At 60.6% G+C, this 18,027-nt stretch carries 19 protein-coding genes; 7 read left to right on the top strand and 12 right to left on the bottom strand.

Annotated elements, in window-relative coordinates; genetic code table 11:
* Nucleotides 1-76: 76 nt before the first annotated feature.
* A complete protein-coding gene (locus tag ACO9S2_RS11540; protein ID WP_423722339.1) occupies nt 77-952 on the bottom strand; it encodes an undecaprenyl-diphosphate phosphatase in 876 nt (291 codons plus the stop codon).
* Nucleotides 953-1,237: 285 nt separating this feature from the next.
* Between ACO9S2_RS11540 and ACO9S2_RS11545 the strand changes: the two genes are divergently transcribed.
* From ACO9S2_RS11545 to ACO9S2_RS11560, 4 genes are all read left to right on the top strand, one after another.
* On the top strand, nt 1,238-1,930 hold the full coding sequence (locus ACO9S2_RS11545; protein ID WP_423722341.1) for a hypothetical protein: 693 nt from the start codon (nt 1,238-1,240) through the stop codon (nt 1,928-1,930).
* 155 nt (nt 1,931-2,085) lie between these two features.
* Nucleotides 2,086-3,372 carry an efflux RND transporter periplasmic adaptor subunit gene (locus ACO9S2_RS11550; RefSeq protein ID WP_423722342.1) on the top strand — a complete coding sequence of 429 codons (1,287 nt, stop codon included), beginning with the start codon at nt 2,086-2,088 and terminating at the stop codon, nt 3,370-3,372.
* A gap of 107 nt (nt 3,373-3,479) precedes the next feature.
* The gene (locus tag ACO9S2_RS11555) at nt 3,480-4,214 is read left to right on the top strand and encodes an ABC transporter ATP-binding protein (RefSeq protein WP_423722502.1); all 735 of its coding nucleotides are present in this window, start codon (nt 3,480-3,482) and stop codon (nt 4,212-4,214) included.
* Nucleotides 4,214-5,449, top strand: a complete 1,236-nt coding sequence (locus ACO9S2_RS11560) for an ABC transporter permease (RefSeq protein ID WP_423722344.1) — start codon at nt 4,214-4,216, stop codon at nt 5,447-5,449. The genes ACO9S2_RS11555 and ACO9S2_RS11560 overlap by 1 nt, the downstream gene beginning before the upstream one ends.
* 81 nt (nt 5,450-5,530) lie before the next feature.
* Here the strand turns inward: ACO9S2_RS11560 and ACO9S2_RS11565 are convergent, their stop codons facing one another.
* The 6 genes from ACO9S2_RS11565 to ACO9S2_RS11590 all read right to left on the bottom strand — a co-directional run bounded on the left by ACO9S2_RS11565 (nt 5,531) and on the right by ACO9S2_RS11590 (nt 9,393).
* Complete coding sequence (locus ACO9S2_RS11565) at nt 5,531-6,778, bottom strand: HD-GYP domain-containing protein (protein WP_423722345.1); 1,248 nt, start codon at nt 6,776-6,778, stop codon at nt 5,531-5,533.
* 93 nt (nt 6,779-6,871) lie between these two features.
* Complete coding sequence (locus ACO9S2_RS11570) at nt 6,872-7,540, bottom strand: RusA family crossover junction endodeoxyribonuclease (RefSeq protein ID WP_423722346.1); 669 nt, start codon at nt 7,538-7,540, stop codon at nt 6,872-6,874.
* The gene (locus tag ACO9S2_RS11575; protein ID WP_423722348.1) at nt 7,468-7,908 is read right to left on the bottom strand and encodes a division/cell wall cluster transcriptional repressor MraZ; all 441 of its coding nucleotides are present in this window, start codon (nt 7,906-7,908) and stop codon (nt 7,468-7,470) included. The genes ACO9S2_RS11570 and ACO9S2_RS11575 overlap by 73 nt, the downstream gene beginning before the upstream one ends.
* Before the next feature lie 13 nt (nt 7,909-7,921).
* A complete protein-coding gene (locus ACO9S2_RS11580; RefSeq protein ID WP_423722350.1) occupies nt 7,922-8,119 on the bottom strand; it encodes a helix-turn-helix domain-containing protein in 198 nt (65 codons plus the stop codon).
* Between the two features lie 107 nt (nt 8,120-8,226).
* Nucleotides 8,227-8,571, bottom strand: coding sequence for an FmdB family zinc ribbon protein (locus ACO9S2_RS11585; protein ID WP_423722352.1), 345 nt, complete (start codon nt 8,569-8,571; stop codon nt 8,227-8,229).
* Nucleotides 8,572-8,574: 3 nt separating this feature from the next.
* Entirely contained in the window at nt 8,575-9,393 is an 819-nt protein-coding gene (locus ACO9S2_RS11590) for a ComF family protein (protein ID WP_423722354.1), read from the bottom strand.
* Between the two features lie 151 nt (nt 9,394-9,544).
* Between ACO9S2_RS11590 and ACO9S2_RS11595 the strand changes: the two genes are divergently transcribed.
* Together ACO9S2_RS11595 and ACO9S2_RS11600 are read left to right on the top strand one after the other, a co-directional pair.
* Nucleotides 9,545-10,243: an ABC transporter ATP-binding protein gene (locus ACO9S2_RS11595; protein ID WP_423722356.1), complete on the top strand. Its 699-nt coding sequence runs from the start codon at nt 9,545-9,547 to the stop codon at nt 10,241-10,243.
* Nucleotides 10,240-11,169, top strand: coding sequence for a dihydroorotate oxidase (locus ACO9S2_RS11600; protein WP_423722358.1), 930 nt, complete (start codon nt 10,240-10,242; stop codon nt 11,167-11,169). The genes ACO9S2_RS11595 and ACO9S2_RS11600 overlap by 4 nt, the downstream gene beginning before the upstream one ends.
* Before the next feature lie 2 nt (nt 11,170-11,171).
* On the opposite strand, the gene ACO9S2_RS11605 is transcribed toward ACO9S2_RS11600, so the two are convergent.
* A complete protein-coding gene (locus ACO9S2_RS11605) occupies nt 11,172-11,441 on the bottom strand; it encodes a LuxR C-terminal-related transcriptional regulator (RefSeq protein WP_423722360.1) in 270 nt (89 codons plus the stop codon).
* A 167-nt stretch (nt 11,442-11,608) separates the two neighbouring features.
* Between ACO9S2_RS11605 and ACO9S2_RS11610 the strand changes: the two genes are divergently transcribed.
* Nucleotides 11,609-14,227: an FtsX-like permease family protein gene (locus ACO9S2_RS11610; protein WP_423722361.1), complete on the top strand. Its 2,619-nt coding sequence runs from the start codon at nt 11,609-11,611 to the stop codon at nt 14,225-14,227.
* 47 nt (nt 14,228-14,274) lie between these two features.
* Here ACO9S2_RS11610 and bioB read toward each other — a convergent pair whose 3' ends face one another.
* From bioB to nadD, 4 genes are all read right to left on the bottom strand, one after another.
* Nucleotides 14,275-15,270: a biotin synthase BioB gene (bioB, locus tag ACO9S2_RS11615; protein ID WP_423722363.1), complete on the bottom strand. Its 996-nt coding sequence runs from the start codon at nt 15,268-15,270 to the stop codon at nt 14,275-14,277.
* A gap of 127 nt (nt 15,271-15,397) precedes the next feature.
* Nucleotides 15,398-16,798, bottom strand: a complete 1,401-nt coding sequence (locus tag ACO9S2_RS11620) for a tetratricopeptide repeat protein (RefSeq protein ID WP_423722365.1) — start codon at nt 16,796-16,798, stop codon at nt 15,398-15,400.
* Between the two features lie 72 nt (nt 16,799-16,870).
* A complete protein-coding gene (gene rsfS, locus ACO9S2_RS11625; RefSeq protein ID WP_423722367.1) occupies nt 16,871-17,254 on the bottom strand; it encodes a ribosome silencing factor in 384 nt (127 codons plus the stop codon).
* Between the two features lie 28 nt (nt 17,255-17,282).
* Nucleotides 17,283-18,023, bottom strand: coding sequence for a nicotinate-nucleotide adenylyltransferase (gene nadD, locus ACO9S2_RS11630; protein ID WP_423722368.1), 741 nt, complete (start codon nt 18,021-18,023; stop codon nt 17,283-17,285).
* Between the last annotated feature and the right edge of the window lie 4 nt (nt 18,024-18,027).

Raw genomic sequence — 18,027 nt, forward strand, 5'->3', positions numbered from 1 at the left:
CCGGCCGTTTGCTCGATAGCACGGCTCTTTCCGCCCGGTCCCCAGGTGGCGCTGTCGCACCCCTGTCTGTTCTTCATCAGTGAAAGACAATAAAGACCAGGATGCCGAGGATAATCCGGTAATAGGCGAAGACACGCAAAGTGTGTCGCTGCACGTAGGTGAGGAAAGCGGCGATGACCGCCCAGGCGACCAGGAATGAGACGACCAGCCCGATGCCGAGGGCCACGTAGTCATCTTGTGTAAAGGTCGCCGTGGCTTTGAGCATCTGATAGGCGGTCGCGGCGATGATGGTCGGGAGCGCCAGAAAGAAGGAGTATTCCGTCGCCACTTTCCGGTCGAGGCCGGCCAGCAGCCCGCCGATGATGGTCGAGCCGGACCGGGACATGCCGGGAATCAGCGATGCACATTGCGCCACGCCGACCCAGAATGCCGACCGGACGGGGATGTGGTCAAGCTGGGTGGTGCGGCTCGGCCGTTGGCGGGCTTCGACCAGCAGAATGATGATGCCGCCGATGATTGAGGTTGCCGCGACCGTCTGCGGGGTAAAGAGTGCGGATTTGATCCAGCCGTGGGCGAGGAATCCGACCGTGGCGGCAGGGAGAAAGGCGATGCCGAGGCCGATGACAAACCAGAGGCTGGGATGTGCCTGCATGGACGCCGACAGCAACGCCATCCAGGTCTTGTGCCGGCCGGTGCGGCGCAGTTGGTGCAACGCCGCCTGTTCCTGCCATGCGCCGGAGATCAACCGGCCGATTTTCTCACGTTCAAAGACGATGACGGCCAGAATGGCGCCGAGTTGAATCGAGATCTCGGCATTGGCTGCGGTATCCCCGGTGAAGCCGAGCGCGTGGCCGACAAGAATCAGATGGCCCGTCGAGGAGACCGGCAGGAATTCGGTCAGGCCTTCCACAACTCCCAGAATGACCGCCAGCGCGGGGCCCCATTCAGACATGGTTGTCCTTTATGATGGATGAAGGTTCGGCTATCGATGATATCCTGCGATCATCACAGAGCGGCTCGTGCCCGTCAAGTAAGCGCTGCGTTTGCTCGCGTCTTGTTTTCCCGTAAGTGGAGCTGCGTGTGCCGGCAAGCGCAAATCTGTTGACAATGAAAGGTCGTTGGCATACACACAATTCAGGCACGGCGATCGAGTACCGTCTGTCAGGAGCAGTGCGGCGAGGGGCTGCCTGGTTCGATCTCACGAAATGCTTGATTATTCCGAGATGGGGAGGTTCGTATGAGACGGGAGTGGATGATGTCGGTCATCTTGGTCGGTGCGATCCTGGCCAGTGGATGCGTGACCACGAAAAAGTACGAAGATGCGGTGGCTGAGGCGGACGCGGTCAAGATGGAATTGGAGAAGACGCGCCAGCAGAAGAACGTGATGGAGCAGCAGGTCAAAACCCTGAAGGACCTGAACGCGAAGATCGGCAATGAAGCACAGGCGGCGCGGGATGAACTCCAACGGATCGAACACGGGCGGGATAAGGAGCGCGCGGCCATCGATGCACGGACAAAGGAGCTTGAGGACAAGGTCAAAGCGTTGTCCGCTCAGAATAAGAATCTCAGGGCCGAGTATGAGGATGTGAAGCGGCACAATGAAACTCTGAAGTCACTGGTCGCCCGCTATCAGAAAGAACTCAAAGACCAGTCCCGGTCGGGCGCTGCGTCGCTCACGCCTTCGTCACCCCTGGCGCCGTTGCCCGGTTCAGCCCCTGCGCCTGCTGTTCCGGCGCCGGCCTCTGCGGCCATGAACGTGAACAAGGCGTCCGCTGGCGATCTGGTTCTCTTCCTTGGACTGAAGAAGGAGGAGGCGGACCGGATTGTGGCGAATCGTCCGTATCGGGTGAAGGGGGAATTGGTCGCGAGGAACGTGGTGCCCAAGGAGACCTTCGATATGATCAAGGATCGGATTTCCGTCAGCCCGTAGTGGATCGGCCATGACGGTTGTTCAGGCAAGGGCCGTTCTCTCCGAAGAGGGAGGACGGCCCTTCTATCTTTGGGGCCGTTCTCCCCCCGGGATGATTCGCCGGCGGTCTTCCTGGTATGATCAAATCCTTTCGGCATTAGGAGAGAATGTTGGGCATGCGGCGTATCGGAATCATCTTGAGTGTCGTGGGCATCGGGCTCGCGATCGGCGGTTATGTGTTCTTCAACGGGGAACGCAAGGCACCGGTGCGGTATCGCACCGCCGCGGTGGAGCGAGGCTCGGTTGTGTCCATCGTCAGCGCAACCGGGACCATCAATCCCGTCGTGTCGGTCCAGGTGGGCACGCAGGTCTCCGGGATGATCAAGAGCCTCCATGCCGATTTCAATTCGCGGGTCAAGGCGGGCGATACGGTGGCCGTGATCGATCCTGAACCTTTCAAGGCTCGCCGCGATCAGGCGGCCAGTAACCTGGAGATGGCGCGAGCCAATGTCGCGCGGGCGAAGACGGATTGGGGCCAGCGGAAGCGTGAGTTGGACCGGGTGAAGTCGCTCATCTCCCAGAACTTTGTCTCACAGAACGACGTGGATGTGGCGCTGACGAATGCGCAGAGCGCGGAGGCGCAGGTGCATGTGGCGGAAGCTCAAGTGAGACAAGCCGAAGCGGCGTTGAATTCAGCCGACCTGGATCTCAAGTATACGGTGATCCGCTCCCCGGTCGACGGGATTGTGGTGGCCAGAAATGTGGAGGTCGGCCAGACCGTCGCGTCGAGTTTTGCGACGCCGAATCTTTTCTTGATCGCCCTGGACCTCACCAAGATGCAAGTCGATACGAACGTGAGCGAGTCGGACATCGGCGGGATGACGGAAGGGAAAGACGCGACCTTTACGGTTGATGCCTATCCCGGCGTGAAGTTTTCCGGCACGATTCGCCAGGTCCGGCTTGCGCCGATCAATGTGCAAAACGTCATCACCTACAACGTGGTCGTGGCGGTGGACAATCAGGATTTGCGGCTCAAGCCGGGAATGACGGCGAATGTGGCCATCGTGGTGGCGCAAAAAGACCAGGTCTTGAAGGTGCCGAACGCCGCCTTGCGATTCACTCCCCCCAGGAGCGCAGGGGCGGAGGGAGCTTCTTCTGAAGGCCGGCCTGCAAAGGCGGAGGGAAGACCTTCCGGCGGCCGTCCTCCTTCTTCCGGCGGGGCGGACACGGCCGGGGCGACCAGAAAAGTCTGGAAACAGGATGAATCCGGCGAGCTCGTACCCGTGCCCATTCAAACCGGGATTTCCGACGGGGTGGCGACAGAGATCGTCGACGGTCCACTGACGGAAAACGATGTGGTCATTGTGGGCCTGGACGTCCCGCGCGGCGCCAGGGCCGGCGGTGACCTGCCTCCGGGGTTCGGTAGCAGCGGGCAGAGGAGTCCGCGCAATCGAGGAATCTAGCCGGTCGTGGATCGGGCAGGATCGAGGCGAGTCCTGGCGCGTTGGCGCGGAAGATGAGAACGCCTCTCCTGCCCGAACCTGTGTAAGGGGTATGTCCTGTGGGTGAAATCAACGGAAAACAGCCTGCCTCGTTGATTCACTGTGAAGATTTGTGGAAGGTGTACCGTCTCGGCGATGTGGAGGTGCACGCGCTTCGCGGATTGAACCTCACGATCGAACAGGGTGAATTCGTCGCGATCATGGGTTCGTCGGGGTCCGGCAAGTCAACCCTCATGAACATGCTGGGCTGTCTCGACCAACCGACGAACGGGCACTATTGGTTGAACGGCGTCGATGTCGCGAGGCTCCGGGCCGATGAACTGGCCGACATCCGGAACCGGCAGATCGGGTTTGTATTCCAAAGCTTCAATCTGATTGCCCGCACCAGCGCCTTGGAAAATGCGCAACTGCCCCTCTTTTACCGGGGACTTCCGCTTCGTGAACAGCGCGCGCTGGCCGCGGCCGCGCTGGAACGTGTGGGGCTCAAGGGCCGGGAACACCATTACCCCACGCAATTGTCCGGTGGACAGCAGCAACGAGTGGCCATCGCCCGGGCGTTGGTGACCAGACCCTCACTGCTGCTTGCCGACGAACCGACCGGGAATCTCGATACGGAATCCAGCCGGGAGATCATGACCATTCTCGATCGGTTGAATAAGGAAGAAGGGATTACCGTCATCCTCGTCACGCATGAGCCTGACATTGCCGCATACGCCTCGCGCGAAGTGGTGATTAAAGACGGGCAGGTGCTGACAGATCGTCATACCAAGCTCAATGAGCCGTCGCCTGCGGCGGGAATCTGATGCCGGCATTTCTTTTACTCACGATCGTGACGGCAGTTCGAATTCTGAGCCGCAACCGGCTCAGAGCCGGCCTGACTATGTTGGGGATTGTGATCGGGGTGGGCGCCGTCATTGCGATGGTCAGCATCGGCGAAGGGGCGAAAGCGGCGGTTCAGGCTCAGGTGGCCACGATGGGGACGAATGTCATCATTATTCTTCCCGGCGCCACGACGGCTACCGGTGTCCGCGGAGGCCAGGGGACTAAGGTGACGCTCACCGTCTCCGACGGAATCTATTTGAAAAAGCGGGCTCCCCTCCTGCGCGACACCGGTTGGGCCAAGCGGGATGCGATGCAGGTGGTCAACGGCAGTCGAAACTGGAATGTCCGGGTGTACGGGATCTCTCCCAGTTATTTGTCGATTCGCGATTGGTCATTCGAGAATGGAGGGGGCTTCACGCAAACGGACGTGGATACGGCCGCCCGAGTCGCGATCATCGGACAAACGGTGGTGGATAACTTGTTTGAGGCGGGCGAGGAGCCGGTCGGGGCCGCCATTCGTATTAAGAATGTCCCGTTCCGTGTCGTGGGGGTGCTGACGGCGAAAGGACAGTCGGCTGAAGGGTGGGATCAAGACGATGTGATTTTCATTCCGTTCAGCACGGCGGAACGAAAAGTGTTCGGCACGTCTTTTTTTGGTTCCGTCGGGGCACTCTACGCGTCGACCGAGAACGTGGAGGATTTAGCGCCCGCCGTTGAGCAGATTCGCGAGGCGCTGCGGGTGCGGCATCGGTTGCAGCCGGACCAAGAGGATGACTTCACGATCAAGACGCAGGTCGATATCGGGAAGCTGCAGGAAGGAACCAGCGAGACACTGACCGTGATGTTGCTCTCCATCGCGGCCGTGTCGCTCCTGGTCGGCGGCATCGGCATCATGAATATTTTATTGGTGTCGGTGACGGAGCGGACAAGAGAGATCGGCGTGCGGATGGCCGTCGGGGCCAAACGGCGCCATATCCTCATCCAGTTCTTGATTGAGGCGGTGACATTGAGCCTTCTGGGCGGCACCATCGGTATTATCGTGGGCATTGTCGGGGCCAGGCTGACAACCGTGATCGCCGGCTGGCCGACGATCATTTCAGGGAGTACGGTGATCGCGGCGTTTCTGTTCTCCCTCGTGGTCGGTTTGTTCTTCGGGCTGTATCCCGCCAACAAAGCGGCGCGTCTCAATCCCATCGAGGCGCTTCGCTACGAGTAAGTCGTCCGCACGTATCAACGGGGACAAGGTGAAGGCTGGATCTTGCCATAGGCAAGACCAGTCGACACGGACTGCCCCGGGCTAAGTGGCCCGGGAGGAGTGAGCGGTACGGCGTGGCTCAGGTGTATCCATCACGGTTGCAATGGCCCGTTCAGGTGAGGCAGTCGCCTGATCCGACAAGTCGATGACCAGCGGGGTCGGCATTTCGTCTCCGCCGGGATTATGGGTGATGGCGACGACCGGTTGATGCGACGTCGAGGGATTCAATTCGGTGACGACGGCCTGTTCCTGGGTGTTGAGCCGGACGCGGCTGTGGACGGGGTAAATCCCGACCAGCTTGATTAGGCTCGACAGAATAGTGCGATCGAGAAGCCCTTCTTGCGCCTCCTGATACAGGCGTTGAAGCGCTTGATGCGGGGTGAGAGGCGAGGCGCCTCCGAATCCGGTGATGAGTTCGTCATAGTGGTCGGCAATCATCAGGATACGGGATCGCTCCGATGTAAATTCGCCCCGGGTGCCTTGAGGATACCCCGACCCGTTGAGGCGGACATGATGCTCTCCGATCAACTGCAGCATCCTGGTTTCAAACCCGCCTTGTCGCTCCAGCGTCAGAATGCTCAATTGCGGGTGGGACTGTAGAATCTGTTGCTCGCGTCGAGACAACGGACTGGATGTGTTCGCGCTGCGTTGAATGATGGCGGCAGGGATTTGCAGGAGCCCGATATCATGGAGCAGCGCGGCCATGGCCAATTCCTGCAGCTCAAGCGGGTTGTACTCGAAGGATTGTCCCATCACCAGCGACAAGGTGCAGGTAGCGAGGGCATGTTGGCTGAATGAGGAGTTGCCCGCCCGCTGGCTGCTTAAGGCCATGAAGATGGCTGAATGGGGAAGCGTTCGTGTGACGGCGGCGATTTCCCGCACGGCGTCGGCGGCCTGGCGATGGTCAAGGGAACCACGTTCGGAGAGTGACGCGAAGACGGAGCGGACGGACTGTTCAAGCTGTTTCGAGGCTATTTTCGCTTGTGCGAGTTCTTCGTTCAGCTGGGCAAGCGGTTTCGGACCCTGCGAGGACGTGAGGGACAGAGAGGCCCGGATAGTTGCCAGCAGAGAATCCGATGCGCTTGGTTCGTCCCGGGCTGCGACATCCTCCCCGCGGGACGGGTCGATCTGAACCCGTTGGATGCCTGCCCGGCGAAGTTGGTCGATCTGGGTCTCGCTGTGGATCAGAAACGAGTGCCGCAGGAAAGGTGAGCGGAACCATGAAACATCCAGCTTGGCTACGTACATGCCCACGCGCAGTTGTTGAGTCGCAACGGATTTGGTTGCCATGGTTCAGGATATGCCGATGTTTCTGAAAAGTACCCGACTCTTTATCGGTCGGAGCGGAGAAAATCTAAAGCGACCGGGACTGGTCTTCCGGGGCTAGTCTTTGGGCGGGCTATGAGCAGCCAGAGAGAGCGACACTTCGATACGGGGATTGGTGCGGTCCAGATCTTTGTAAAGATGGGTCTCAATGATGCGATTGTCATTCAGTCCGATTCCTTCACAGAGGGCGTCCTGGGCGATCTTGAGGCCGCCATCGACATCGCGCCGCAAGGGCGAAGTGAAATAGAACCGGATGGAAAGGGCCAGGGGCTCCGTGCGAAAACGATGGAGCAACGCCTGTTTATGAGCGGATTGGGAAAGGGCGAGCCAGAGTTGCTGCCCGACATGGAGTTTGAAAGCTCGCCCGGATGACGAAAGGATACGCCGCCCGTTCACCGTGGCGTATTGATGATTGATGCTTGGCGGGACGGGCAGCGTGATGCAGAGCTGTTCCGCGGTGATGGTGGAAGCAGTTGCAGGGATGTGGAGCGGGGCTTGCGGCGGTTTTGGGCGGACAGGAGGGTGTGCGCTATGGGATGACGGGATGCCGTTCGTCGAGTTCGGTGCCTCCGGGCGTCGGTACGAAGTGGTCCGGATAGGGACTTTCGAGGGGCGGGGGCCTGTGCGATGTCGGCCAGCCGGCATGGAGCTATTTAGAGAAGGTTCTGAATCTTCGCCATGTTTTGTTCGTAGCGGTCTTCCGTACGGGCGATGAATCGGCGCCATTCACTGGGGTTCCAGATTTCCATGCGGTGATAGAGTCCGACGAGGGTGATCTCAAGGTCCTCGTCGACAGGCACCAGCTTTCGCAGGCGGCCGGGGATGAGAATGCGTCCGGTCTTGTCGATTTCCGAGGTGCCGGCTTCGGAGACGACGAAGTGCATGAACAGGCGGCTCTGGTCTTCGTCCAGCGTGGTGCGCGTCCGCTCGAGGACTTTCTCCCATTCCTTCATCGAATAGAGCAGGAGCGATTGCTCCGGCCCCTTGAGAAACATCACCGCCTGGCCTTCGGCCTCGATCTGCTCCCGGATCGGAGAGGGCACGATGAAGCGGCCCTTCTCGTCGACTTTACAGTGGTACTCGCCAGCAAACATCGCGCGTCCTAATTTACGAGGGGAGGGCGGTTCTGGTTCGGTCGCGGATCCACTGCTCCAGATCCGAACGTACGAATCGCCATTCTTTCCCAAGCTTGAAGGCTGGAATCTGCCGATTCTGTATATAGCGATAGAGAGTGCGGGTCGTAATTTTCAGGTAGCGACAGGTCTCCGACACCGTCATCAATTCGCTCTTCGGGGCTGTCCCCATCGTCCCACCTGTTTTGAGAGGGCCTGTTCGTCATAAGACTCCAGAATCTAAGGGCCATTCTAGGGAACGGGGAGGGAATGTCAAGTGAATTTGTATGACAATGCCTGTCATAGACTGTCACCGGTATCATCCGATCCTGCCTCTTCCTCGCCGGACTCCATCATGGCTTCGACATCCGCTCCTACCTCCTCGCCCATCTCGTCACCCATCTGCTTCATGAACCGGGCGACCGATTGCGGGTCGTTTTCGTCGAGGCCATCGAGGTGACTGGGATCAGCCAGCGATTCAAGGCGGGCCTCCTCGGACTTCGGGGAGGCAAACCGGGACAGCAGGCGCTCGACGTGACCGCTCCCGCAGTGTTTACAGGCAGCCGGTGAGGGATTCGAGAGGCTCAGGATCAGGAGCGAGCTGCGTTTCCGGCAGTCGAGACAGAGGTATTCATAGATCGGCATGGTTTATCCCCCGAGCAATCCGACGGGGTCGGTGGCGCGTTGGGCCAGAATCCGGTCCGGCACGACGCTTGTTTCGACCGTCCTGGCCAAGGTCAGCACAAAAATGTCTCCCGCCCCTGCGTTTCTGAGGACCTTGGCGCATTCGTTGACCGTGGTGCCGGTGGTGAAGACATCGTCGATGAGCAGAATGCGTGTCTGCGCAATCCGGTCAGGCTGGCGCACGCCAAAGGCCCGGCGGAGATTTTTCATCCGCTCCTTCCGTGACAGGGTGCTTTGGGGATCAGAAGGCACGGTGCGGACAAGATTCGTGAACGAGACGGGGAGGCGCAGGTGCCGTGCAATCTGATCGGCCAGCAGCAGCGACTGATTGAATTCCCGTTCCCGCAAGCGAGACGGATGCAACGGGACGGGCATGATCAGATCCGCCTGTACGGCGGGAGGGAGGGCGTCGATCATCAGCCGGGCCAGCGGTTTGGCGAGCGACACCTTCCCGCGATACTTGTAGAGACAAATCGCATCTTGGAGCGGAGGCAGATAGGGAAACAGCGTCCAGGCTCTCGCATAGGCAGGCGGTCGGACGGTGCAATGGTGGCAGCGATGGGTCGGGCTATGGGTCAAAGCCACGGGCGATGGCAAGGGGCGGTCGCATTGTGAACAGCGGGATAGGGCGAGCGGGGCGATGGTGCGCCAACAGTTCGCGCAGAACAACGGGACCGGATCGCTGTGGAGGGGCGATCCGCAGGCCGCACAGGCGGCGGGCAGAAACAAACGGATGGCCTGTCGCATCAAACCCGGAAGCCTGTGAGATAGCGTTCCAGCCATCGATAACCCTCCGGCTCATCATGCAAGACAGAGAGTCTTTAGGGGGAGAACCTGCCTCCTGTCAAGGTTGTGGGCCTTCAAAGGGTTGTGTTATACGAGGAAGGCTGCGGCATGGGATGTGGGATATGGCCGAAGGTGAGGCGCGAGGGGCATGGTCACGTTGGTTCAGCTCTCCAAGACCTATGTGCGTGGCGAGACGACCGTGGCCGCGTTGCGCGATGTCAGTCTTGAAGTCGGGCGGGGAGAGTTCTGCGCCTTTGTCGGACCGAGCGGGTGCGGCAAAAGCACCCTGCTGGGGCTGGTGGCCGGCCTTGATCACCCCACATCGGGGGATATCCTGCTTGACGGTCGCAGGGCCACGACCTTTACCAGCAACGATTGGACGGTGGCGCGGCGGGATGTCATCGGGATTGTCTTTCAGGCCTTTCATTTGGTTCCCGGGCTGACGGCGGTGGAAAATGTCGCGCTGCCTCTTCTGTTGCGCGGCGACCGTGGCAGCACGGTCGCCCGGCGGGCGGAGGAGGTGCTGGAGATGGTGTCCATGACGCATCGGCGGCACCATCGTCCGGGAGAGTTGTCCGGCGGCGAGCAGCAGCGTGTGGCGATCGCCCGGGCGCTCGCGCATCGACCGAAGGTATTACTGGCCGACGAACCGACGGGGAATCTGGATTCTCACCAGGGGACGGACATCATGGCATTGATTCGCTCGCTGACCAAGGCCGGAGAGGTGACGGTGTTGCTGGTGACGCATAGCCAGAGCGCGGCGCAGAGCGCGGACTATGTATGGACCATGCAGGATGGCCGGCTGGTGTCGCGCACCACGCCGTCCGCACTCGCAGGTGTCGCATGACCGATCTCTCGACGACGATCGCCGGTGTCAGGTTTCCGAGCTGCTTCATGAACGCGGCCGGGGCGCTCTGTGTGACGCGGGAAGAACTGGAAGCGCTGGGCCGGTCGCGCGCGGGGGCCATTGTCACCAAGTCGATGACGGTCGAAGCCCGGCAGGGCAATCCGGAGCCCCGGTATTATGGATTCCCCGGCGGTTCGATCAATTCCATGGGGCTGCCCAATCTGGGTTATCGCGCCTATGCGGAACTGATTCCCGGGTTGAAGCGGTTCGGCAAGCCGGTGATCGCGAGCGTGGCGGGGCTCTGTGAGGACGACTTCCCGACGATTGCCGCCTTGATCAATGCGGCGCAGCCGGACTTGATCGAAGTGAATCTCTCCTGTCCTAACATCCCCGGCAAGCCGCAGATCGGCTATGACCCGGACGCCTCCGAGCGCCTCTTGAAGCGAGTGCGCAAGGTCATTACCGTGCCGATGGGTGTGAAGCTCCCGCCGTACTTCGATCCCGCCCATCATGAGGTGATGGGGAAAGTGATCGGTCGGTGCGAGGTCGATTTTCTCAACATGATTAACTCGGTCGGCAATGGTCTCGTGGTCGATCCGGACCGTGAAGAAGTCGTCATCAAGCCGAAGGGCGGCTTTGGCGGTTTAGGCGGAACGATCATCAAGCCGGTGGCGCTGGCAAACGTGCGGGCCTTCTACAAGATTTTTCAAGGAAAGATTCCGATCATCGGCACCGGGGGCGTGGTGAATGGCATCGATGCGTTCGAGCACTTCTTGTGCGGCGCGTCGGCCGTCCAGATCGGCACGGTGTTGGTCGAAGAAGGTCTCGAGGTGTTCGGCAGATTGGAAGCGGAGCTGGCCACCCAGCTGAAGAAGAAGGGCTATGGGTCGATTGCGGACTGCCGGGGGAAGGTGAAGGAGTTATAACCCTACCTCAGGCCGAAGTTGCGCGGCAGTAATCCTTGTTGAAGCGCCTGCCTGAGCAGTTGCGCCACGTTCCGCACGTTCAATCGCCGCATCAAATTGAAGCGGTGCACCTCGACGGTGCGGATGCTGATGTCGAGCGAATCGGCGATCTCCCGATTCGTATGACCCAGCGCGACCATCTTGAGAATTTCACGTTGCCGCGGGGTGATCGACAGCTCCGCCTTCGGGTGCCGGTCGATTTGCAGTGCCGTGTTCCCTCGACTTCTTGCCATAGCGTACTCCTGATCTAAGGTTCCCTGCGAATCTAGCAAAGGAAGGAAAGGCTGTAAACGAAACGGCCGATCTTTGCAGACGGACCTGATCCGCAAGTGCGCAGTCGGTTTCACTGATAGTGTTTCTCAATAGGTGCACGCGTGTGTCCCTTGTGGGTTGGTGTTGTATGGTGGCATTGCTGAACCTCTTTGCGCTGCTGTTGCGCGTCCATCTCACTCAACGGCCCTTCCGGACCGCGCTCACGATTGTGGGCGTGGCGTTGGGTGTTGCGGCATCGGTGGCGGTGCGCACCGCCAATATCGAGGTGCTGCATTCGTTCGAGCAGGCGGTGGTCACGGTTGCCGGGCCGACGACGTTGGAGGTCTCGGGCGGAGATGTGGGGATCGACGAACAACTCATCACGGCGGTGCGAGGGGTGCCCGGTGTGGCCGCGGCCTCGCCGGTCCTGGCACAGACGGCGGTGCGGCTGGATGTCGCGGGGCGGCCCGGCGGGGCGCTTCAAGTGCTGGGCCTCGATCTGCTGGCCGAGTTTGAGAGCCGCGGGTTCCGGCTCACCCAGGCCCCTGGCAGGAATCCGATCGAAGATCTGTTGAGCGCCGAGAGTCTGTATCTCGGGCGAAAGCTGGCGGCTGAGTGGAAGGTGGGCGAGGGGAGCACGATTTCGCTCCAGGTCGGCCCACGCCCTGTTGAGGCGCGGATCGCCGGCGTGATGCAAGACCAATCCGATCGGGTCTCCTCCTGGGATCATCTCGCAATCATGGATATTGCCGCCGCCCAGGTCTTGTTCAACATGGTGGGGCGGCTGGACCGGATCGACATCATCACCCATGCAGAGGCACCCGTTGAGGCGGTGGCGCAGGCGGTGCGCGCGGTCCTGCCGCCGCATCTGACTGTCGAACGGCCGACCAGCCGGACGAGGCAGGTCGAGCAGATGGTGCGGGCGTTCCGGCTCAACCTCATGGTCTTGAGCTGGGTCGGGCTGTTGGTCGGGATGTTTCTGATCTACAACACGATGGCCTTTGCCGTGGCGCAGCGACGGCGGGAGATCGGCATCTATCGCGCGATCGGCATGACACAGCCCCGCGTCGCCGGGCTCTTTCTGGCGGAAGCGGCCCTGTTCGGGCTGTTTGGCGGGATCGTCGGGAGCGTGGGCGGCGTGGTGCTGGCGCAAACGTTGATCGGGCTGGTCAGCCGGACCGTATCGGATCTCTACGTGCCGCTGAGTCAAGGAGAGGTTTCCTGGTTCGATTCAGCGGAGCTCTGGCAGGCGTCGTTCGAAGGCGTGGTCATAGGCTGTCTTGTGTCCATGATCGGGGCGATCGGCCCGAGTCTCGATGCCAGCCGGACTGCCACGATCCGCGCGCTGGCTCCCGGAGATTATGAAGCCAGCCGGCAACTGCGTGTGGGAGCCCTGGCGTTGGGTGGGCTCGGGCTGCTCGTGGCGGCGGGTGTTCTTGCTGTGGCCAGCCCCCTTGGAGGGGTGCCGGTCTTAGGGTATCTCGCCACCTTCTGTCTGCTGGCTGGCCTGTCCTGTCTGGCTCCGGGATGCGTGACCGGCTGGCGGAGACGGAGCCTCCACCACGATCGTGTTCCCGGCGTCCAAGGCGCCATGCGGGAGATCGCCGTCGAGCATGCAGCCAGAAATCCCGGCCGAAACGGCGTGACGGTGTCCGCGCTGATGGTGGGGCTGGCCATCATGATCGGTGTGCTGATCATGGTGCGTAGCTTCCGGCATACCGTTGAATTATGGATCAACGACACGATCATCGCGGATATTGTCGTCGCTCCCTCGACCTGGTTGCGCGAAGCGAATGGCGGGAGCGGGAGCAAGAGTCTTCCTCCATCCTGGCGTGACCGGCTGGCCACGATTCCCGGCGTCGCCGAGGTTGATACGTATCGCGACGTGCGGGTGGAGGTGCAGGGCCAGCGGGTGGCGATCGTCTCGCGCGATCTCGGGCTCCATGCCCGGCGCAGCCAATACCTCGTTCGTCAGGGAGACTCAACCGAACTGTTGACTCAGGCGGTCGAGCGCGGCGGCATCATCGTGTCCGAAGTGCTGGCTAACAGGCTAGGGGTTCAGGAAGGTCAGTCGCTGGAAATCATGACGCCGCAAGGAGCGAGGTCGTTTCCCGTCGTGGCCGTGTTCTATGACTATGCGACTGACGGCGGGAAACTGGTGATGGATCGCGAACTCTATCAATCCCTCTGGCATGACGAACTCGTCACGGTGTTTCCGGTTTATCTCCAAGCCGGGGCGAATATGGAGGAGGTCAGGCGGGCGATAGCCGGAATGCTGCAGCAGGGACAGGAACAGGCGCTTCCACCGCTCATCATCAGCAATGCCGAGTTGCGCAGGGAAATCCTCGACATCTTCGACCGGACGTTTCTCCTGACCTACGTGCTTGAGGCCATTGCTGTCATCATTGCCATGCTCGGGATCGTGAATACGCTGGTGACGTCCGTCTTAGAGCGCCGGCGCGAGTTTGCCACGCTGCGGGCCATCGGCGGCAGCGAGGGGCAGATCCGGCAACTGGTCTTGTGGGAGGCGGCTTATCTAGGGCTGGTGGGTATTGCGCTAGGGCTTATCGGCGGCGGGCTGCTGTCGCTGCTGCTGATCAAGGTGATCAACAAGCAGTCGTTCGGCTGGACGATTCAGATGATCCTTCCCCTCGGCGCCCTCGCCCAAGCCGTAGGCCTCGCCGCCGCTGCAACGCTATTGGCCGGTTATTTTCCCGCCCGCTGGGCCGCACAACAGCCGGTGGTGGAGGGGTTGAGGGAGGAGTAGGACCGGTTGTTCAGCCTCTGGCACGGAGCCTACGATATCGTGTGAGATCAGCTCGCCACCGGCTGCTGGTAATCCACTTCGATCTTGAAGCCGAGGTCTTCGATCATGCCCCAGACTTCGGGGGCCGGTGAACCCGGTGTCGTCAGGTAGTTATTCACAAAGACTGAGTCGGCGGGGTAGAGGGATAGCGGTTGCAAGCTGCGGAGGTTGTGCTCGCGGCCGCCGGCGATGCGGAGTTCCGTGCGTGGATGCAGGAAGCGGAAGAGGCAGAGGACTTTGAGGCAGCGCTGCGGTGTGAGAGCGTCGATGTTCTCCAACGGCGTGCCTTCCACCGGATTGAGCATGTTCAGCGGAATCGAGTCCGGCTTCACGTCGCGCAGGACGGTGGCCAGGTCGATGAGATCTTCGTCGCTTTCCCCCATGCCGACGATCCCGCCCGAGCAGATTTCCAATCCCGCGGCCCGCGCATTCTTGATGGTCGAAAGACGGTCCTGAAACGTGTGGGTCGTGCAAATCGACTCGTGGTAGGCCTCGCTGGTGTTCAAATTGTGGTTCACGCGATCAACCCCGGCAGCCTTCAGCCGCTTGGCCTGTTCCTCGTTCATGAGGCCGAGCGAGCAGCAGATCTGAATGGGGATTTCTTGCTTGATCGAGCGCACGGCGCCTGCGATTTCATCGATTTCCCGATCCAACGGGCTGCGTCCGCTGATGACGATGCAATAGCGCTGAGCCTTCGAGGCGGCGGCTTGGCGCGCGCCTTCCATCATCTGTTTCTGCGGGAGCAAGTTATAGCGCTCGATCGGCGCGGTCGAGATGGCGGATTGCGAGCAGTAGTGGCAGTCTTCCTGGCAGGCGCCGCTTTTGGCGTTCTGCAACATCTGCAAGCGGACGGTGCGGCCGAAGTATTTCGACCGGACTTGAAAGGCGGCATGCAGCAGCGCGAGGAGTTCGTCATCCGGTGCCGTCAACACGGATAGCGATTCCGCCCTGGTGAGCGGTTCGTCATTGAGGGCTTTTTGCGCAAGCTGCATGTAGTCGGTCATCTCAGGTGCCTCTCGTCAAAGAATTGGATGGGTCATCGTTCGTGAAACGTCGATCGTCCCAGGGCGCCAGAGTGGTCCGCGCTTCACGAGGGACGCTTCACAAGAGACGATTCTTGAGGGGAAAAACCTACACGGTTTCAAACGGAGAAGCAATGCCCTGGTAGGGGACGGTGCGGACGGAAGGTGCCCCTTCCTCTGCCCCGGTGGCGGGTTGCCCGGCTTCGAGCCAGGGGAGCGCGGTGAGGGTGTTCCAGCGGAGGCAGCGGCGGCAGCGGCCGGACCACTCCATCGACTCCTGCTGGCACTGGGTGCAGATATAGGGGACGATCACCCGCTTCTTGAAGTTGAGGGCTTTCTTGAGTTCCACAATGGCCTGCTCGAAGTGCTGTTTTCGCAGATACAGATTGGCCATGATCTTGTGGTAGTCCAGCAGATGGTCTTGCGGTCCCTCGATAGTCGAGAGGACGTCGAAGGCCTCGTCCACCATTTCAAGCCGGTAGTAGAGTTTGCCGAGATAGAATTGCAGAATGGGGTTTTGTGGATCCTGCTGCAGGGCTTCTTGATACACACGAATGATCTCGCTCGGCTCGCCCTGATCGAGGAACAACTCTTCCAGCCGGTGCAGAATGATGACGCTTCTGGTGCGTGTATAGACCTTCTTAAGGATTTCGACGGCCTCTTTCGTCTTCCCTTCATGGATCAGGATTTCGCCCAATCCGATATAGGCGGGGAGGAAGCTCCGATCCTTCTTGATGGCGCCACGGAAGTACCGGCGGGCTTTGTCGGGATGACCCCGTTCGAGCAATTGGCGGCCGACTTCGTACATGCAGCCGACGAGAAGTTCCGCTTCGGCCTGTTTCTCCGGTTCCGGAAGGTTGGCCTTCAAGAGGCGATGCTGGATCTCCAGGGCATCGCTCCACTTCTCCAGCTTGATCTGCAGGTCGCGTTTGCGAATGAGGGCGGTCAGATTATCCGGCTCGATCTTTAAAATCTTCTGGAGCGTCTGGAGGGCGTCCTCATACCGCTTGGCGCTTTCGAGGTCTTTGCCGAGTTCCAGCAGCACTTCGATGTTGCGGTCATCCACGCGGTGCGCATGTTGGTGGAGCCTGATCGCTTCGGTGTAGTTGTGCTCGGACCGGTAGATGTTGCCGAGCCATAGCAACGAATCCACGCGATTGGGGTCCATCGCCAGCGCTTTTTCGAACAGGCTGATGGCTTCGACCGTCCGCTTGGACATGAAGGCATGGGTACCTTCCCGGTGCAGCGCATCCACTTTTTCTTTCCGGCGCGCGAGACGAGTGCTTTGCCAGGTGTTGATGGCGTGCGCGGTCTGCTGCAGGCCGACGATAAAGGCCACGATCACCGCTCCGATGGACATGGAAATCAGGGCGAGGGTGACGGGGCTGATCTCAAACTCGACATTCTGGCTCGGGCGGACCAGCACGGTGCCGGGATTGAGTTCGCGAAAATAGCTGTAAACGAAGACTCCGGCGCTGACGAGGAAGATGGTGAGGAGCAGTCTGACCATGGCTTAGCAGCCTGTCGTGCAGCTATTGTGAGTGGGGTCCGGTCTCAGCTCAGCGCTGGATCCAGCACCCTGTTAGACTGACTTTTTGGCGCGCGGTTTCCGTGTCACGACGCGCTTCTTCGGGGCTGCGACCGGAGCCGGAACGGGAGCCTCTTCTTCGATCGGCACCAGCTCGGCGTCGCTCCAAAGCCGCTCCAGCGCATATTGCTCGCGGGCGTCCTGCCGGAAAATGTGCGCCACGACGTCTCCGAAATCCATCAGGACCCATTGTCCCGACGACATGCCTTCGATACTCAATGGCCGGTCGCCTTTGCCGGACTGGATGCTGTCGATATGGTCCGCAATGGCGCGTGTTTGCCGGTCGGATTCCGCCGACCCGATGACGAGGTAGTCGGCCACCGAGGTAAGCGGGGCGACGTGGAGGATCTGGACATCGAGGGCCTTCTTGTCGAGCATCGCCCTTCCGATGACAAGGGCGGTGGCCTTAGATGTGCGTGCGATTGCAGTCCTCCTGGTACAGCTGATGCTGGAGTATATAAGATTCAACAGGGGGCGGCAACAAATTTGCCAGCGCCGCTCCGCGTCGGATGCGAGATCGAATGTCGGAGGCCGAAATGGGGCAGGGGGGGAGCGGCAGACAAATGACCTCGCGCCCTGACGGCAGCGGGAGATCGAGCCTGCTGACCAGGCCGTTGTCCAACGAGGCCAGTGTGTCCGCATCGATCTTGGGGAGAACGGGCAGTGAAGCCAGCGCACGGTAGGTTTGGCCGGGTCTTGAGATGACGACGAAGGAGCAGGCGCCGAGGAGGGCTTCTGGTTCCCGCCAGTTCGGCAAATCGATAAAGGCATCGAGGCCGATCAGAAAGAACAGCTCGGTGGACGGGCCATGCTGCCGCCGAAGTGCACGAACGGTATCGATGGAGTAGGATTTTCCCTGGCGTGCGATTTCGATATCAGAGATAGCGAATATGGGATCAGCGGCAATCGCCAGGCGTACCATCTCATAGCGATGCCGGGCGGGGGCCAGTGCGCCATGCTGCTTGTGGGGCGGATCGCCGGTTGGAATAAACAAAATCCGGTCGAGCGCCAGGATCTCGCGGGCCTGGCGGGCGATGGCCAGATGGCCGTTGTGGATCGGATTGAAGCTGCCGCCGAAGAGGCCAAGTCTGGTTGGTGCTGAGGGCTGGGTGCTGAGTGCTGAGATTTCGGAGCCGGGGGGAATCATCGCT

Origin of the sequence: Nitrospira sp. NS4 (assembly GCF_049546785.1) — a bacterium.
GTDB lineage: Bacteria > Nitrospirota > Nitrospiria > Nitrospirales > Nitrospiraceae > Nitrospira_D.

Excerpts from the sequence above, each read along its gene's own strand:
- ACO9S2_RS11540 (WP_423722339.1), bottom strand. The coding sequence starts at position 952 with ATGTCTGAATGGGGCCCCGCGCTGGCGGTCATTCTGGGAGTTGTGGAA.
- ACO9S2_RS11545 (WP_423722341.1), top strand. The coding sequence starts at position 1,238 with ATGAGACGGGAGTGGATGATGTCGGTCATCTTGGTCGGTGCGATCCTG.
- ACO9S2_RS11550 (WP_423722342.1), top strand. The coding sequence starts at position 2,086 with ATGCGGCGTATCGGAATCATCTTGAGTGTCGTGGGCATCGGGCTCGCG.
- ACO9S2_RS11560 (WP_423722344.1), top strand. The coding sequence starts at position 4,214 with ATGCCGGCATTTCTTTTACTCACGATCGTGACGGCAGTTCGAATTCTG.
- ACO9S2_RS11565 (WP_423722345.1), bottom strand. The coding sequence starts at position 6,778 with ATGGCAACCAAATCCGTTGCGACTCAACAACTGCGCGTGGGCATGTAC.
- ACO9S2_RS11570 (WP_423722346.1), bottom strand. The coding sequence starts at position 7,540 with ATGGCGCCGATTCATCGCCCGTACGGAAGACCGCTACGAACAAAACAT.
- ACO9S2_RS11575 (WP_423722348.1), bottom strand. The coding sequence starts at position 7,908 with ATGTTTGCTGGCGAGTACCACTGTAAAGTCGACGAGAAGGGCCGCTTC.
- ACO9S2_RS11580 (WP_423722350.1), bottom strand. The coding sequence starts at position 8,119 with ATGGGGACAGCCCCGAAGAGCGAATTGATGACGGTGTCGGAGACCTGT.
- ACO9S2_RS11585 (WP_423722352.1), bottom strand. The coding sequence starts at position 8,571 with ATGCCGATCTATGAATACCTCTGTCTCGACTGCCGGAAACGCAGCTCG.
- ACO9S2_RS11590 (WP_423722354.1), bottom strand. The coding sequence starts at position 9,393 with ATGGCTGGAACGCTATCTCACAGGCTTCCGGGTTTGATGCGACAGGCC.
- ACO9S2_RS11595 (WP_423722356.1), top strand. The coding sequence starts at position 9,545 with ATGGTCACGTTGGTTCAGCTCTCCAAGACCTATGTGCGTGGCGAGACG.
- ACO9S2_RS11600 (WP_423722358.1), top strand. The coding sequence starts at position 10,240 with ATGACCGATCTCTCGACGACGATCGCCGGTGTCAGGTTTCCGAGCTGC.
- ACO9S2_RS11605 (WP_423722360.1), bottom strand. The coding sequence starts at position 11,441 with ATGGCAAGAAGTCGAGGGAACACGGCACTGCAAATCGACCGGCACCCG.
- ACO9S2_RS11610 (WP_423722361.1), top strand. The coding sequence starts at position 11,609 with ATGGTGGCATTGCTGAACCTCTTTGCGCTGCTGTTGCGCGTCCATCTC.
- bioB (WP_423722363.1), bottom strand. The coding sequence starts at position 15,270 with ATGACCGACTACATGCAGCTTGCGCAAAAAGCCCTCAATGACGAACCG.
- ACO9S2_RS11620 (WP_423722365.1), bottom strand. The coding sequence starts at position 16,798 with ATGGTCAGACTGCTCCTCACCATCTTCCTCGTCAGCGCCGGAGTCTTC.
- rsfS (WP_423722367.1), bottom strand. The coding sequence starts at position 17,254 with ATGCTCGACAAGAAGGCCCTCGATGTCCAGATCCTCCACGTCGCCCCG.
- nadD (WP_423722368.1), bottom strand. The coding sequence starts at position 18,023 with ATGATTCCCCCCGGCTCCGAAATCTCAGCACTCAGCACCCAGCCCTCA.